At 72.8% G+C, this 13,735-nt stretch carries 13 protein-coding genes; 6 read left to right on the top strand and 7 right to left on the bottom strand.

The window, feature by feature from the left end; all coding sequences use genetic code 11:
• Positions 1–194: 194 nt before the first annotated feature.
• Positions 195–1,301: a hypothetical protein gene (locus DEJ51_RS20935; protein ID WP_150258938.1), complete on the bottom strand. Its 1,107-nt coding sequence runs from the start codon at positions 1,299–1,301 to the stop codon at positions 195–197.
• 78 nt (positions 1,302–1,379) lie between these two features.
• On the opposite strand from DEJ51_RS20935, the gene DEJ51_RS20940 reads away from it, so the two are divergent.
• Positions 1,380–2,537 carry a cystathionine gamma-synthase gene (locus DEJ51_RS20940; RefSeq protein WP_150258939.1) on the top strand — a complete coding sequence of 386 codons (1,158 nt, stop codon included), beginning with the start codon at positions 1,380–1,382 and terminating at the stop codon, positions 2,535–2,537.
• A 352-nt stretch (positions 2,538–2,889) separates the two neighbouring features.
• Here DEJ51_RS20940 and DEJ51_RS20945 read toward each other — a convergent pair whose 3' ends face one another.
• From DEJ51_RS20945 to DEJ51_RS20955, 3 genes are all read right to left on the bottom strand, one after another.
• Positions 2,890–3,144, bottom strand: coding sequence for a hypothetical protein (locus DEJ51_RS20945; RefSeq protein WP_150258940.1), 255 nt, complete (start codon positions 3,142–3,144; stop codon positions 2,890–2,892).
• Complete coding sequence (locus DEJ51_RS20950) at positions 3,141–3,557, bottom strand: sigma factor-like helix-turn-helix DNA-binding protein (protein WP_317852412.1); 417 nt, start codon at positions 3,555–3,557, stop codon at positions 3,141–3,143. The genes DEJ51_RS20945 and DEJ51_RS20950 overlap by 4 nt, the downstream gene beginning before the upstream one ends.
• A gap of 63 nt (positions 3,558–3,620) precedes the next feature.
• On the bottom strand, positions 3,621–4,142 hold the full coding sequence (locus DEJ51_RS20955) for a MarR family winged helix-turn-helix transcriptional regulator (RefSeq protein ID WP_150258942.1): 522 nt from the start codon (positions 4,140–4,142) through the stop codon (positions 3,621–3,623).
• Positions 4,143–4,431: 289 nt separating this feature from the next.
• Between DEJ51_RS20955 and ilvA the strand changes: the two genes are divergently transcribed.
• The 3 genes from ilvA to DEJ51_RS20970 all read left to right on the top strand — a co-directional run bounded on the left by ilvA (position 4,432) and on the right by DEJ51_RS20970 (position 7,704).
• On the top strand, positions 4,432–5,664 hold the full coding sequence (gene ilvA, locus DEJ51_RS20960) for a threonine ammonia-lyase (RefSeq protein ID WP_150258943.1): 1,233 nt from the start codon (positions 4,432–4,434) through the stop codon (positions 5,662–5,664).
• A gap of 151 nt (positions 5,665–5,815) precedes the next feature.
• On the top strand, positions 5,816–6,838 hold the full coding sequence (locus DEJ51_RS20965) for an ATP-binding cassette domain-containing protein (RefSeq protein ID WP_150258944.1): 1,023 nt from the start codon (positions 5,816–5,818) through the stop codon (positions 6,836–6,838).
• Positions 6,835–7,704, top strand: coding sequence for an ABC transporter permease (locus DEJ51_RS20970; protein WP_150258945.1), 870 nt, complete (start codon positions 6,835–6,837; stop codon positions 7,702–7,704). Before DEJ51_RS20965 ends, DEJ51_RS20970 begins: the two co-directional genes overlap by 4 nt.
• A 90-nt stretch (positions 7,705–7,794) precedes the next feature.
• On the opposite strand, the gene greA is transcribed toward DEJ51_RS20970, so the two are convergent.
• Both greA and DEJ51_RS20980 read right to left on the bottom strand, forming a co-directional pair.
• Positions 7,795–8,292, bottom strand: coding sequence for a transcription elongation factor GreA (greA, locus tag DEJ51_RS20975; RefSeq protein WP_030009952.1), 498 nt, complete (start codon positions 8,290–8,292; stop codon positions 7,795–7,797).
• A 138-nt stretch (positions 8,293–8,430) separates the two neighbouring features.
• Entirely contained in the window at positions 8,431–8,844 is a 414-nt protein-coding gene (locus DEJ51_RS20980; protein ID WP_150258946.1) for a DUF4307 domain-containing protein, read from the bottom strand.
• A 107-nt stretch (positions 8,845–8,951) separates the two neighbouring features.
• Between DEJ51_RS20980 and mca the strand changes: the two genes are divergently transcribed.
• The gene (gene mca / locus DEJ51_RS20985; protein ID WP_150258947.1) at positions 8,952–9,833 is read left to right on the top strand and encodes a mycothiol conjugate amidase Mca; all 882 of its coding nucleotides are present in this window, start codon (positions 8,952–8,954) and stop codon (positions 9,831–9,833) included.
• Between the two features lie 2 nt (positions 9,834–9,835).
• Positions 9,836–10,060 (top strand): hypothetical protein, encoded by a 225-nt coding sequence (locus DEJ51_RS20990; protein WP_150258948.1) that lies wholly within the window; start codon positions 9,836–9,838, stop codon positions 10,058–10,060.
• Positions 10,061–10,277: 217 nt separating this feature from the next.
• Here the strand turns inward: DEJ51_RS20990 and DEJ51_RS20995 are convergent, their stop codons facing one another.
• Positions 10,278–13,586, bottom strand: a complete 3,309-nt coding sequence (locus DEJ51_RS20995) for a tetratricopeptide repeat protein (protein WP_190620515.1) — start codon at positions 13,584–13,586, stop codon at positions 10,278–10,280.
• Positions 13,587–13,735 lie beyond the last annotated feature (149 nt).

A 13,735-nucleotide genomic window follows, 5' to 3' on the forward strand; every position in this document is an offset into this window, starting at 1 on the left:
CGGCGGGGCCCCCGGGGCGGGCGGGCCGCCGCCCGGCCCGCAGGCACGACGGCGACCCCGCCCGCAAGCACGACGGCGACCCCGCCCGGAGGCACGACGGCGACCCCGCCCGGAGGCACGTCGGCGACCGGCCCGGAGCCAGTTCGGCGACCCGCCCGGCGGCACTACGGCGACCGGCCCGGGGAAGAGGCGGACTACCCCGCCAGCGTCGCCGGCGAGCCGCCGTTCGCCTCGTACCCCGCCACCGCCATCGCCCGGTACACCGCGTACGCCGCAGCCGGGTTCTCCGCCTCCGACCACGGCAGCGCGCCCACGTACCCGTCCACGTGCCGCACCTGCTCCATCGCCTCCGCCCACCGCTCCATGCAGACCAGGAACATCAGCAGCAGGTGCCGTACGTGCGCCACCATCGGGTCGTCCTGCCGTGCCGTCTGCACCGCGTACAGGGCACCCGCCACCGCCCGCGTGACGACCGCGCCCCGGTAGAAGCCCGGGCTCAGCACGATGTCCGGCTGGTTCTCACGCAGCGCGAACATCGGCAGCGCCGCCAGCAGCGAACCCTGCGGGGCACGCGCCGCGGCCGCGTGCGCGAAGGCGTCGGCCTTCTCCCGCGAGCCGTGCCACTGCGCGCCCCAGTAGTGCAGCGCCGCGAGGTGGGCGCCCATGTGCTGCGGCGCCCGGTCGACGACCTTCGCCCACAGCTCGTCGAACTCCGCCTCCGGGTACGCCAGTCCCCGCGCGATCGCCAGCTCCGTGATGTACGGGACCGGGTCCTGCGGAGCCAGCAGCGCAGCCTTGCGGCACGCCTCCCGGGCCTCCTCCAGGATGATCCGGTGGTCCTCGGAACCCACCCCGCCCGACTGCCGCCACGCCTGCTGCACCAGCAGCTCCGCGTGCACCTGCGCGCCGCCCGGGTCCTCCTCCGCCTCCAGCCGCCACGCCTTCAGCCACTGCGCGCCCGCCCCGGGCTGCGCCATCAGCTCCAGGGCCGCGGCCCCGCCGAAGGCCTGTACGCGCTGCCAGCGCTGCTCGCCCTCCCGAGGGGTCCCGGCGAGCAGCTGCGAGGCCGCCTGCCACCGGCCGGTGAGCCGTACGTTGTCCAGGGCGTCCATCAGGTCCTGGTCGGGCCCCGGGACGCGGATGTCGAGCTCTTCCTGCGGGTCGAATCCGTAGTCCGCGGGGTCGGCGGCGTCGGGGCTGTCCGGCGTGACCAGGCGGATACCGCCGTGCCGGCGGCGGATGTACGGACCGACGATGAACACGATCATGAGCATCGCGAACACGAACCACAGAATCTCCATGCCTCCAGCGAACCAGACCGAGTGCGAAGCAGGCCAATAGGGGGCCCGTCCGGCCCTGGGCGGGCATAGCATCGGACCATGAGCGACGACAGCCACGAGCACCAGAGCTTCGAGACCCGCGCGATCCACGCGGGCAACAAAGCGGACCCGCTGACCGGCGCGGTCGTACCCCCCATCTACCAGGTTTCCACTTTCAAGCAGGACGGCGTGGGAGGGTTCCGCGGCGGTTACGAATACAGCCGCAGCGCCAACCCGACCCGCACCGCGCTGGAGGAGAACCTCGCGGCCCTGGAAGGCGGCCGTCGCGGTCTCGCCTTCGCGTCCGGACTCGCCGCCGAGGACTGCCTGCTGCGCACGCTGCTCGCCCCGGGCGACCACGTGGTCATCCCGAACGACGCGTACGGCGGCACCTTCCGCCTCTTCGCGAAGGTCGTCTCCCGCTGGGGCGTGGAGTGGTCGGTGGCCGACACCTCCGACGCCGAGTCCGTACGGGCCGCCCTCACCCCGAAGACGAAGGTCATCTGGGTCGAGACCCCCTCCAACCCGCTGCTCGGCATCACCGACATCGCCGTCGTCGCCGACATCGCGCGGACGGCCGGCGCCAAGCTGGTCGTGGACAACACCTTCGCCTCGCCCTACCTCCAGCAGCCGCTGTCGCTGGGCGCGGACGTGGTCGTGCACTCGCTGACCAAGTACATGGGCGGGCACTCCGACGTGGTCGGCGGCGCGCTGATCACGGCCGACGAGGAGCTGGGCGCGGAGCTGGCCTACCACCAGAACGCGATGGGCGCGGTGGCCGGACCGTTCGACTCGTGGGTCGTGCTGCGGGGCATCAAGACCCTGGCCGTGCGCATGGACCGGCACGCGGAGAACGCGGCCAAGATCGTCGAGGTGCTCCAGCGGCACCCGAAGGTCACCAAGATCTACTACCCGGGCCTGCCCGAGCACCCGGGTCACGAGATCGCCGCCAAGCAGATGCGCAACTTCGGCGGCATGGTCTCCTTCCAGGTCGCCGGCGGCGAGGAAGAGGCCCTCGCGGTCTGCGCCCGCACCAAGATCTTCACCCTCGCCGAGTCCCTGGGCGGCGTCGAGTCCCTGATCGAGCACCCGGGCCGCATGACGCACGCGTCGGTGGCCGGCTCGGCCCTGGAGGTCCCGGCGGACCTGATCCGTCTGTCGACGGGCATCGAGAACGCCGACGACCTCGTGGCGGACCTGACCCAGGCCCTGGGCTAACCCACCCGGCCGCCGGGCCCACCCGGGCCCGGCGGCCTTCCCGGCTGCGCCGCCCCCTTCCCGGCTGCGCCGCCCCCTTCCCGGCTGCGCCGCCCCCTTCCCGGCTGCGCCGCCCCCTTCCCGGCTGCGCCGCGCCACGTCCAGCTTCGCCGGCGGGGTTTGCGCCTCGGCCGGGCCGTCTCCAGCCCCGCCGGCGTTTGAGGCGCGGGGTCTGGGGCGGCGCCCCAGGAGACCCGGCTCCGCCGGGCACCGGGCTCCGCCGGGCACCGGGCTCCGCCCGGACCCGCTCCTCAAACACCGGAGGGGCTGGAGACGGCCCGGCGGGGCTGGAACGGGCCCTGCGGAGCCGGGGTTACCAGCCCTCCAGGGGTGGGGAGATGCCGCTCGGCGGCGTGGCCCAGGGGCGGGTCAGCGAAGCCCACACCACGAAGGCCACCGCGGCAGCGAAGAGCACGGCCCAGCCGAACCTGCGCAGGGCCCGCCGCCGGCGCAGGAGCCGGTCGCCCCGCGCCGCCGCACCCGCCGCGAGCCCCGTCGGCACCGGCGGGTACGGGCCCTCCAGAAGCCGTCTGACCTGGGCTTCCTTCCGGTCGGGGAGCCCGCTCACGCCGCTTCCCGGTTCCGCAGGGCCTCCACGGCCCGGTTGCACAGGACCCGTACCCGCTCCACCGGCATCCCGAGCTGCGCCGCCGTGACTTCCTCCGCGACCCCCTCGTAGAGCCGCAGGACGAGCACGAGCCGCTCCGGCGGGCTCAGCCGCGCCAGCACACCGGCGCCGCCGTGATGGCGCCAGCCGGTCCGGGCGAAGGCCCGGCACAGCTCCTGGCGGGTGAAGTCGTACGGATCGTCCCCGCGCAGGCGCCGCCAGTGCGCGTACGTCCGGGCCAGCGCGCCCCCCAGCAGCCGCCGGGCCGACTCCCGTTCACCGGTCAGCAGCAGTGCGACATGCAGGAGACGCCCGGCCGCGCCCGCGACGAAGGCTTCGAACTCCGCGTAGGAGCCCACCTGTTGATCAACCACCCGCATAGTCCACATAGTGCGGCCAGCGGGGCCGTCCCGGTCAATAGGGAGGACGGACTCCGCTCAGGAAGCGGGGCCGGCTTCGGCCACGGCTGCCATGAGCTCCGACAGCGAAAGGTTGAAGCGGGTCAGCAGACCGGTGAAGGACTCCCGCTCGCCCTCGCTCCAGCCCTCCGTCACCCGGGCCATCAGCTCGCGCCGAGAGGAGCGGACCTCCTCCAGCCGGGCCAGCCCCCGCTGGGACAGCGCGAGCACCACAGCCCGTCCGTCCTCGGGGTGGGAGGTCCGCTTGACCAGACCGCTGTCGACCAGCGGCGCGACCTGCCGGGTCACCGTGGAGGAGTCGATCCCCATGCCGCCGGCGAGCGCCTTCACGCCCATCGGGCCTTCCAGGTCGAGCCGGTTCAGCAGCAGGTAGGCGGCGCGGTCCATCGAGTTGCGGGCCTGGCCCACACCGCCCAGACGGGTCTGCTCGGCACGGCGGGCGAAGACCGCCACCTGGTGCTGGAGCGCGTCGAGGAGACCGGCTCCGGCGGGCGCTTCGGGCGCCGCGGGCAGATCGGAATTGGCCGGGGTGGAAGGCATGGCCGTGGGCTCTCTTCGCGTGGGTCCGACAAGGTTGGGGGACAGAGTACGCGGCCGTGCGGCGGCTCGTACGCCTCGTACGAGAACTGGTGCGGCCGGTTCGGCCCCCCGCGCCGCCGGTGTCCCGGATGGCGAGATATCGCCCCTCCCGCGCACTCTCCCGCGCCTCTTTCCGTACGCCCTCCTGCGTCCCCGCCCGCGCCCCCTCCCGCGTCCCCGTCCGCACCCTCCGCGGCGTTCCCGTCCGCGGCACGGAGCCCGCTCCCGCCGGGGCTGCGAGACTGGCGGCATGAACTACCGTGTGCCCCAGCCCGTCCCCCAGGTCATCCTCGACGACGTCCGGGGGGCCCAGAAGATGCTGTCGGGCGTCTCGCGGGTCACCGCCATGGAGGGCAGCCGGCACCTCTCCGCGCTCACCGGCTCCCCGGTCCACCTCAAGTGCGAGAACCTCCAGCGCACCGGCTCCTTCAAGCTCCGCGGCGCCTACGTACGCATCGCCGGCCTGCGCCCCGAGCAGCGGGCCGCCGGTGTCGTCGCCGCGAGCGCGGGCAACCACGCCCAGGGCGTGGCGCTGGCCTCCTCGCTGCTCGGGGTCCGCTCGACCGTGTTCATGCCGGTCGGGGCGCCGCTGCCGAAGGTGGCCGCGACCCAGGACTACGGAGCCGACGTACGCCTGCACGGGCAGGTCGTCGACGAGACCTTCCTGGCGGCCCAGGAGTACGCGGACCGCACCGGCGCGGTGTTCATCCACCCCTTCGACCACCGCGACGTCATCGCGGGCCAGGGCACGGTCGGCCTGGAGATCCTGGAACAGTGCCCGGAGGTGCGGACCATCCTCGTCGGGATCGGCGGCGGCGGTCTCGCGGCCGGTGTCGCGGTCGCCGTGAAGGCGCTGCGGCCGGACGTGCGGGTCATCGGGGTGCAGGCGGCGGGCGCGGCCGCGTACCCGCCTTCGCTCAGGGCCGGGCACCCGGTCTCGGTCGACGAACCGATGACGATGGCCGACGGGATCAAGGTCGGCCGCCCCGGCGACGTCCCCTTCAACATCATCGCCGAGCTCGTCGACGACGTCCGTACGGTCTCCGAGGACGCCCTGTCCAGCGCCCTGCTGCTGTGCCTGGAGCGGGCCAAGCTGGTGGTCGAACCGGCCGGGTGCAGTCCGGTCGCGGCCCTGCTCGCCGAACCCGAACTGTACGGCGGCGGACCGGTGGTGGCCGTCCTGTCCGGCGGGAACGTCGATCCGCTGCTGCTCCAGCGGATCCTGCGGCACGGCATGGCGGCGGCGGGCCGGTACCTGTCCCTGAGGCTGCGCGTGGCCGACCGGCCGGGCGCCCTGGCGGGGCTCCTGGCGGTGTTGTCAGTGGTGGATGCGAACGTGTTGGACGTGAGCCATATGCGGACCGACCCGCGGCTGGGGCTCACGGAGGTGGAGGTGGAGCTGCACCTGGAGACGAAGGGCCCGGAGCACTGCGCGGAAGTCGCGCGTTCCCTGCACGGCGCGGGATACAAGGTGATGAGCTAGGCGGACACCCCCAGGGGACGTCCCCGACTTCACGGCCGTCCCGGGACATCCCCCGTTCGGCCGAGCAGGACCTGCCCGGCACCCATAGGATTTGCCTAGAAATGCCCTGAACATCCTGATTCTACTGGCCCGATTCACTGGGAGAATCCATATGCCAGGCGCTATCTACGCCGAAGGTCTGGTCAAGACCTTCGGCGATGTACGGGCTCTCGACGGCGTGGACCTCGATGTCCCCGAAGGCACCGTCCTGGGTCTGCTCGGCCCGAACGGCGCGGGCAAGACCACGACCGTACGTGTCCTGACCACCCTCCTGCGGCCCGACAGCGGAAAGGCCGTCGTCGCGGGCACAGACGTGCTCAAGCACCCCAACGAGGTCCGGCGGGCCATCGGCCTGTCCGGCCAGTTCGCGGCCGTCGACGAGTACCTGACCGGCCGCGAGAACCTCCAGATGGTCGGCCAGCTCTACCAGATGAAGGCCAAGGCGGCCAAGGCCCGGGCCACCGAGCTCCTCGAACGCTTCAACCTCTCCGACGCGGCGGACCGCACCGCCAAGACGTACTCCGGCGGCATGCGCAGGCGCCTGGACCTCGCGGCCGCCCTCGTCGTCAGCCCGCCCGTGATGTTCATGGACGAGCCGACCACCGGACTCGACCCCCGCAACCGCCAGCAGCTGTGGGGCATCATCCAGGAACTGGTCGCAGGCGGCACCACCCTGCTCCTGACCACCCAGTACCTGGAGGAGGCCGACCACCTCGCGCACGACATCTGCGTGGTCGACCACGGCAAGGTCATCGCCCGCGGCACCTCCGACCAGCTCAAGGCCCGTACCGGCGGCGAGCGCGTGGAGGTCGTCGTCCACGAGCGGCAGCACATCACCACCGCGCGCGAGGTGCTCGCCGGCTTCGGCAAGGGCGAGACCACGGTCGAGGAGCACACCCGCAAACTGACCGTGCCCGTGTCGGGCGGCGCCAAGCTGCTCGCCGAGGTCATCCGCGAACTCGACGGCCGGGGCATCGAGATCGACGACATAGGCCTGCGCCGTCCCACCCTCGACGACGTGTTCATCTCCCTGACCGGGCACGCCGCGGAACGCACCGCGGACGAGAACGGCGACACGCCGGCCGCTCCCGGCGCCAAGGACCGCAAGGCGGCCCGCAAGGAGGTGGCGAAGTGACCCTCACCTCCCCGACCCCGGGCGCCTCCCCGCACCGCGAACTCGCGGCGCCCCGTCCGCGCGGCGGAGTCGTCCAGAGCGTGAACGACTCCCTGGTGATCGCCAAGAGGAACGTCATCAGGCTCAGCAGGATTCCCGAGATGTTGATCTTCGGGTTGATCCAGCCGGTCATGTTCGTGGTGCTGTTCAGCTTCGTCTTCGGCGGCTCGATGATGATCGGCGGCTCGACCAGCGCCAGCGACTACCGGAACTTCCTGATGGCCGGCATCTTCGCCCAGACCGTCACCTTCGCCACCGCGGGCGCCGGCGCGGGCATCGCCGACGACATGCACAAGGGGCTGATCGACCGCTTCCGGTCGCTGCCCATGGCCCGTGGCGCCGTGTTGACCGGCCGCACCCTGGCGGACCTGATGCAGACGGCCCTGACCATGGTGGTGCTGGCGATGGTCGCCCTGCTCGTCGGCTGGCGCACCCACACCAGCGCCGGCGAGGTGCTGGCCGGCTTCGCCCTGCTGCTCCTGCTCGGGTACGCGTTCTCCTGGATCGGTGCCCTGATCGGGCTGTCCGTACGGACTCCGGAGGCGGCCACCTCGGGCGGACTGATCTGGCTGTTCCCCGTCACGTTCATCTCCAACGCGTTCGTCCCCACGGAGAACATGGCGAGCTGGCTCCAGCCCATCGCCGAGTGGAACCCGTTCAGCGCCACCGTCCAGGCCTGCCGCGAGCTCTTCGGGAACCCGGGCGTCTCCCCGTCCGACGCCTGGCCGATGGTCCACCCGGTCTGGGCCTCGCTGATCTGGTCGGCCCTGATCATTCTGCTCTTCCGCACGCTCGCGGTCCGCAAGTACCGCGGGGCGGACGGCTGAGACCCGACCCGGAACGCGCGATGCCCGGCCGGGAGAGTCCGGCCGGGCATCGCGCTCCGCTCGGTCACGAAAAACGGTGACCGAGGGTGATCAGCCGGTGAAGGGCTTGACGTCCAGGATCTTGACCGAGGCCTTCTTGCCGTTCGGCAGCTCGTACTCGGCGTCCTCGCCGATCGCCTTGCCCAGCACACCGCTGCCCAGCGGGGACTGGGGGGAGTACGTCTCGAAGTCCGAGGACGCGTACTCGCGCGAGGCCAGCAGGAACTCCATGGTGTCGTCCTCGTCGCCGTCGAAGGCGATCTTGACGAGCGTGCCGGGGGCCACCACGCCGTCGGACGCGGGCGCGGTGCCGACCTTGGCGTTCTCCAGGAGCTGCGTGAGCTGGCGGACCCGGAGCTCCTGCTTGCCCTGCTCCTCCTTCGCCGCGTGGTAGCCGCCGTTCTCACGCAGGTCGCCCTCCTCGCGGGCGGCTGCGATCTTGGTGGCGATCTCCGTGCGGGCGGGACCAGAGAGGTAGTCCAGCTCCGCCTTCAGCTGGTCGTACGCCGCCTGGGTCAGCCAGGTGACGCTTTCGCTCGTCTGGGTCACGGGTGCTCCTCGTCGGTACAGGGGACTACAGGCCGCCGTCGGCGGACGAAACCACGAGCCTAACAATTCGGGAAGAAAAGGGGGAGGACCCCAGAGGCTCATTGCCTCGTGAGGCGCCACTTCAACCCTCTGCGGACCTCAGCCGGCGGAAGGCGCCGACTGGCAGCCGATCAGCTCGATCATCGTGGCCCGGCCGGTGGTCTTCAGGGTGACGATCTCGTCCACCCTGGACCGGTCCTGGGCGAAGGTGAAGTCGGCGCGGCCCACCTCGGCGTGCGCCTCGTTCTGGGAGCTCAGCGAGCAGACCCCGGTGACCGAGGAGTCCTTGCGGACCTCCAGGTGAACCTTCACCTCGGTGTCCGAAATCACCTGGAACTTGATCACCTCGGCGCTCACGCTCTGTCCCGCGACGTAGTCCCAGCCGATCCAGCCGACCACGCCCAGCAGCGCCACGCCCAGCACCGATCCGATGATCTTGAGCTTCCGGTCCGCACGCTCGTCCGCCGACCGGCCGTACCGGCCCTCGGGCAGTCCCTCGCGCACCGCGCTCATGATCGTTCCTCTCGCCGGGGACGGCTCGGTCACCCCTGGAATTTTCCGCCCCCCAGTTCGGTCACTATAGGAGCTGAGTGTCGCGCCGAATCGCAGAGGATCCTGTTTTGACCGAGCAGCTTCGACTGATGGCCGTCCACGCCCACCCCGACGACGAGTCGAGCAAGGGCGCGGCCACCATGGCCAAGTACGTGTCCGAGGGGATCCCCGTGCTGGTCGTCACCTGCACCGGTGGCGAGCGCGGCTCGATCCTGAACCCCAAGCTCCAAGGCGACAAGTACATCGAGGAGAACATCCACGAGGTCCGCGCCAGGGAGATGGACGAGGCACGCGACATCCTCGGCATCGAGCAGGAATGGCTCGGCTACGTGGACTCCGGTCTCCCCGAGGGCGACCCGCTGCCCCCGCTGCCCGAGGGCTGCTTCGCGCTCGCGGACGTCCACGAGGCCGCCGGCGAGCTGGTGAAGAAGATCCGCGCGTTCAAGCCGCAGGTCATCACCACCTACGACGAGAACGGGGGCTACCCGCACCCCGACCACATCATGACCCACACGATCTCCATGCTGGCCTTCGACAGCGCGGCCGACACCGAGAAGTACCCGGAGAGCGAGTACGGCCCGGCCTACCAGCCGCAGAAGCTCTACTACAACCAGGGCTTCAACAAGCCGCGCACCATCGCCCTCCACGAGGCGCTGCTCGCGCGCGGCCTGGAGTCCCCCTACGGGGAGTGGCTGGAGCGGTGGAAGGAGTTCGAGCGCAAGGAGCGGACCCTGACCACCCACGTGCCCTGCGCCGACTTCTTCGAGATCCGTGACAAGGCGCTCATCGCGCACGCCACGCAGATCGACCCGGACGGCGGCTGGTTCCGCGTCCCGATGGACATCCAGAAGGAGGTCTGGCCCACCGAGGAGTACGAGCTCGCGAAGTCGCTCGTCGACACTTCCCTCCCCGAGTCCGACCTCTTCGCGGGCATCCGGGAGAATGCGTAGCTATGAGCGCTACGCAGGCAGCACTGACCCAGCTCCTTCCGCTGGCGGGTGACACCTTCGACAAGAACAAGGTGACGCCCGGCCTCCTCGGCTTCGTCGTGTTCGCGGCCCTCGCCGTCGGCGTGTGGGCCCTGATGAAGTCCATGAACCGGCACATGGGCCGGGTGGACTTCGAGGAAGCCCCCGAGCCGGCCGCCCCCGGCGCGGACGGCACACGGGCCCCGTAGGGCCGGGCAGGACCTCCGCGTGAACGCCGCCGCCCCCGTGGGGGCGGCGGCTCCCGCGCGCGCCCGGCCGGTCACGCGCCCGGCCGGTCCGTCGGCCGCCCTGTTACGCGCCCGCCCGGCCCGTCGGCCGCCCCGCGAACCGGCGGGGGAGCGGCGGGGACGGGAGGGGCGGGGCCGCCGTGGTCCGCCATGGTCAGCCGTGGTCCGCCGAGCCGGGTCAGGTCCGGGGCACGCCCATGACCTCCCGCGCGTGCAGGTCCGGTACCAGGCCGAGCCGCCACGCCTGCCAGCCCTCCGCCGGATCCACCCCCCGCCCCAGGATCACCGAGTAGGTCTCCAGGCAGTCCTCCAGCCGGCCGTCCCGCGCCGGATGCGGCGCCTGCACGAGGCGCCCCAGCTCCGCCCGCGCCTCCTCCGGCGCGGCCGGCACCGCGTACGGGAGCATCGTGCACCGCAGGAACCGCGCCCAGTCCTCCCCGCGCCGGTCCCCGTACGCGATGAACAGCCGCACCGCCTCCTCGCACAGCCCCAGCGCCTGCGACAGCCGCCCGTTGCCCGCGTCGACCACCGCCAGCTCCAGACACGTCCACGCCTCGCCGTGCGCCAGACCGATCCGCCGGAAGTCCGCACGCGCGTCCACCAGCAGCTGACGGGCGAAACCGGAGTTGCGCAGGTTCCCCGTCTGCGCCGCCCGCTGGTCCCGCGTCACCCGGCCCGAGTGGTGGCGGGCGTACGCCAGCCCGTACACGTCCCGCATCCGCGAGAACATCGTCCGGGCCCGCTCCAGCTCCCGCACCGCCTCGTCGCGCTCCCCGCCCACCTCCAGCGCCTGCCCGAGGTAGTACTGCGTCCAGGCCTCCCCGCGCGCGTCCTCCGCCTCCCGGTGCCGGGCCAGCGCCTCCCGCAGCCCGTCCGCCGCCGGCCCCGGATCCCCGTCCACCACCCGGGCCCGCCCCAGCTGGGTCAGCGCCCAGGCCTCACCGCGGTCGTCACGGGTACGCCCGTACAGGTCGAGGGCCAGCCGCAGCTCGACCTCCGCCCGCTCCACGTCCCCGAACCGCAGGTGCACCTGACCCAGCTGGAAGTGCGCCCACGCCTCCCCGTGCACGCTCTCGTTCTCCCGGTGCAGCGCCAGCGAGGTCTCCAGCAGCCGCGCCGCCTCCGCCAGCCGCGCCCGGTCCCGCTCCACCGCCGCCAGGGCGTGCAGACCCCAGGCCCGGTCACCCGCCAGCTCCGGCGGCTCCTGCAGCACCAGCGCCTCCCGGATCCGCACCGACGCCTCCGGAAGGTTGCCCTGGTGGTGCAAGGTGATCCCGAGGGAGATCAGGGCCATCGCGGCCGCCGCCTCCTGATCGGCCTCCATGTACTGGTCCACCACCGAGGTCAGCGTGGTGCGGGCCTTGTCCAGCTCGCCCAGCTGGCGCGCCGCGATACCCGTACGCCACTGCACCGACCGCACCAGCCGCCCCTGCTGACCCTTCGGCCCGTTCTGACCCGCCGCGACCACCTGCGTCAGCTCGTCGATCTCACCCAGCCGGTACAGGTCCCCGCGCAGCAGGCAGAAATCGCACAGCGCGCCCAGCAGGTCCAGCACCGCCTGCTGGTCCACGCCCTCCGAATGCCGCAGCGCCGCCGTGATGAAGCTCGACTCGTCGTCCAGCCAGCGCAGGGCCGCGTCCAGCGAGGTGAAACCGTGCCCTCCGACGGGACCCTTCAGGAACGTGTTCGCCCGCGTCGACATCTTCCCGTCGACCATCCGGATCACCGAGTCCGCGAGCCGCGCGTAGTCGCGGATCAGCCGCTCGTGCGCCGCCGCGGCCTGCGCCCGGTCCTCGTCCGCCACCGACCGCGCCGCCGCGTACGTACGCACCGCGTCGTGCATCCGGAACCGCCGGCCGCGCACCCGCTCGATCAGCCCGGCCTCCCACAGCTCCTCCAGCGTCCGCAGCGCCGCCGCCTCCGGTACGTCCACCAGCGCGGCCGCCGCCGCGGCGCCCAGCGACGCCCGCCCGGCCAGCGGCAGCCGCCGCAGCAGCTGCCGGGCGGGTTCGGACAGCCGCGCGTCCGCCGCGCGCAGCGCCGCCTCCACCGGGTGCGCAGCCGGGTGCGCTGCCGGGTGCCCGGCCAGGTGCCCGGCCTCCACCGGGGCCTCCACTCCGGCCTCCACCGGGGCCGCCGCACCGCCGCCCGGGGCCCTGTCCCCGCCCGCCGACGGAGCCAGCAACCGCAGCGCGAGCGGGAGCCCGCCGCCCAGCTCCACCGCAGCGGCGACGGCCTCCTCCGTGAGATCCGCCCGCACCGCCCGCAGCAGCTCCGCCGCCTCCTGCGGCGCCAGCCGCTCCACCGGCAGCTGGTACACCCACGCCGCCAGATCCGGCGGCAGCTCCAGCGGCTCCCGCGCCGTCACCAGCACCAGGCTCTCCGAACGCTCCGGAACCAGCGTCCGCACCTGCGCCGCGTCCACCGCGTCGTCCAGCAGCACCGTCACCGGCAGCCCCTGCAGATGCAGGTGGTACAGCTCGCCCAGGCGCCGCACCTGCTGCTCCGCCGACGCGCCCTCGCGGAACAGCAACTGCTCGCGCGGCGCACCCAGCCGGTTCATCAGGTGCAACAGCGCCTCCCGGGTGGCCAGCGGAGCCTCCCCGGACACCTCCCCGGCGGAACCGCCCCGCAGGTCCACCACGCACGCACCCCGGAACTGGTCCCGCAGAGCGTGCGCCGCCCGCAGCGCCAGCGCCGTCCGCCCCACCCCCGGCTCACCGTGCAGCACCACCACCACGGGCCGCGTCTCCGTGCTCGCCCGGGCCGCCTGCACCCACTGCGCGATCCGCGTCAGCTCGGAGCGCCGCCCCGCGAACCCCTCCACCGGATCCGGCAGCTGCCCGAAGGAGTGCTCCAGCGCACTGCGCCGCCGTGCCTCCGCGCTGCGGTCCGCACCCCGCAGCCGCGGAGCGGGCCGCGCCACCGCCGGCCGGGCCACGGGCCGGGCCGCCCGCGCCGCCGCTGCCACCGCACGCTGCTGCTCCAGGAACGGCCGTATCCCGCGTACCTCCAGCGCCGACAGCCACTGCAGCTTCAACTGCTCCGGCCCGCCCGGCCGGCCCCGCTCCCCGGCCCGCCGGTTCGCGGCCGGCAGGTGCAGCGCCGTCACCTTCGCCACCGTCGCCACCGCCCCGGAGATCCCCACCACGGCCCCCGCGGTCAGCGCCGTACCCGCCGCGACCCCCAGCGACAAGTCCGCGCCCACCGCCGTGGCCGCAGCGACCGCCGTCACCAGCAACGCCGTGGAGTGATCACCCCGCCGGAAGGCCTCGCCGAGCGACTGGTCCCCGGCCGCCGCCTCGTCCAGAGCCCGTACGTACGCCTCGTACTCCGGCGCCGCACTCGCGGCGAGCGCGTCCAGCGCCTCCCGGCCCCGAGCCAGCAGTGTCGCCCGGTCGACGCCCGCGCCCGTTCCCCGCTGCGCGGCGTCGTCCACGGCCCGCTCCAACAGCCGCTCGGCATCACCGCGATGGCTGTCCCGCATCGGCATCCCCCTCAGAGAGCTCCGGCAACGAGCCCCAAGTGTCCTGCGGGACCACGCCGAGCGCGAGGGAATCTGAGCTACTTCAGAGGGAAGTGCGCACTCTTTCCTACAGTCGGGTCGGAATCAGTCAACTGACATATTCGGAGGGC

Origin of the sequence: Streptomyces venezuelae, assembly GCF_008642275.1 — a bacterium.
Lineage (GTDB): Bacteria > Actinomycetota > Actinomycetes > Streptomycetales > Streptomycetaceae > Streptomyces > Streptomyces venezuelae_E.

Bases quoted from the DNA above. Each gene is read 5' to 3' on its own strand.
- DEJ51_RS20935 (WP_150258938.1), bottom strand. From the start codon at position 1,301: ATGGAGATTCTGTGGTTCGTGTTCGCGATGCTCATGATCGTGTTCATC.
- DEJ51_RS20940 (WP_150258939.1), top strand. From the start codon at position 1,380: ATGAGCGACGACAGCCACGAGCACCAGAGCTTCGAGACCCGCGCGATC.
- DEJ51_RS20955 (WP_150258942.1), bottom strand. From the start codon at position 4,142: ATGCCTTCCACCCCGGCCAATTCCGATCTGCCCGCGGCGCCCGAAGCG.
- ilvA (WP_150258943.1), top strand. From the start codon at position 4,432: ATGAACTACCGTGTGCCCCAGCCCGTCCCCCAGGTCATCCTCGACGAC.
- DEJ51_RS20965 (WP_150258944.1), top strand. From the start codon at position 5,816: ATGCCAGGCGCTATCTACGCCGAAGGTCTGGTCAAGACCTTCGGCGAT.
- DEJ51_RS20980 (WP_150258946.1), bottom strand. From the start codon at position 8,844: ATGAGCGCGGTGCGCGAGGGACTGCCCGAGGGCCGGTACGGCCGGTCG.
- DEJ51_RS20990 (WP_150258948.1), top strand. From the start codon at position 9,836: ATGAGCGCTACGCAGGCAGCACTGACCCAGCTCCTTCCGCTGGCGGGT.
- DEJ51_RS20995 (WP_190620515.1), bottom strand. From the start codon at position 13,586: ATGCGGGACAGCCATCGCGGTGATGCCGAGCGGCTGTTGGAGCGGGCC.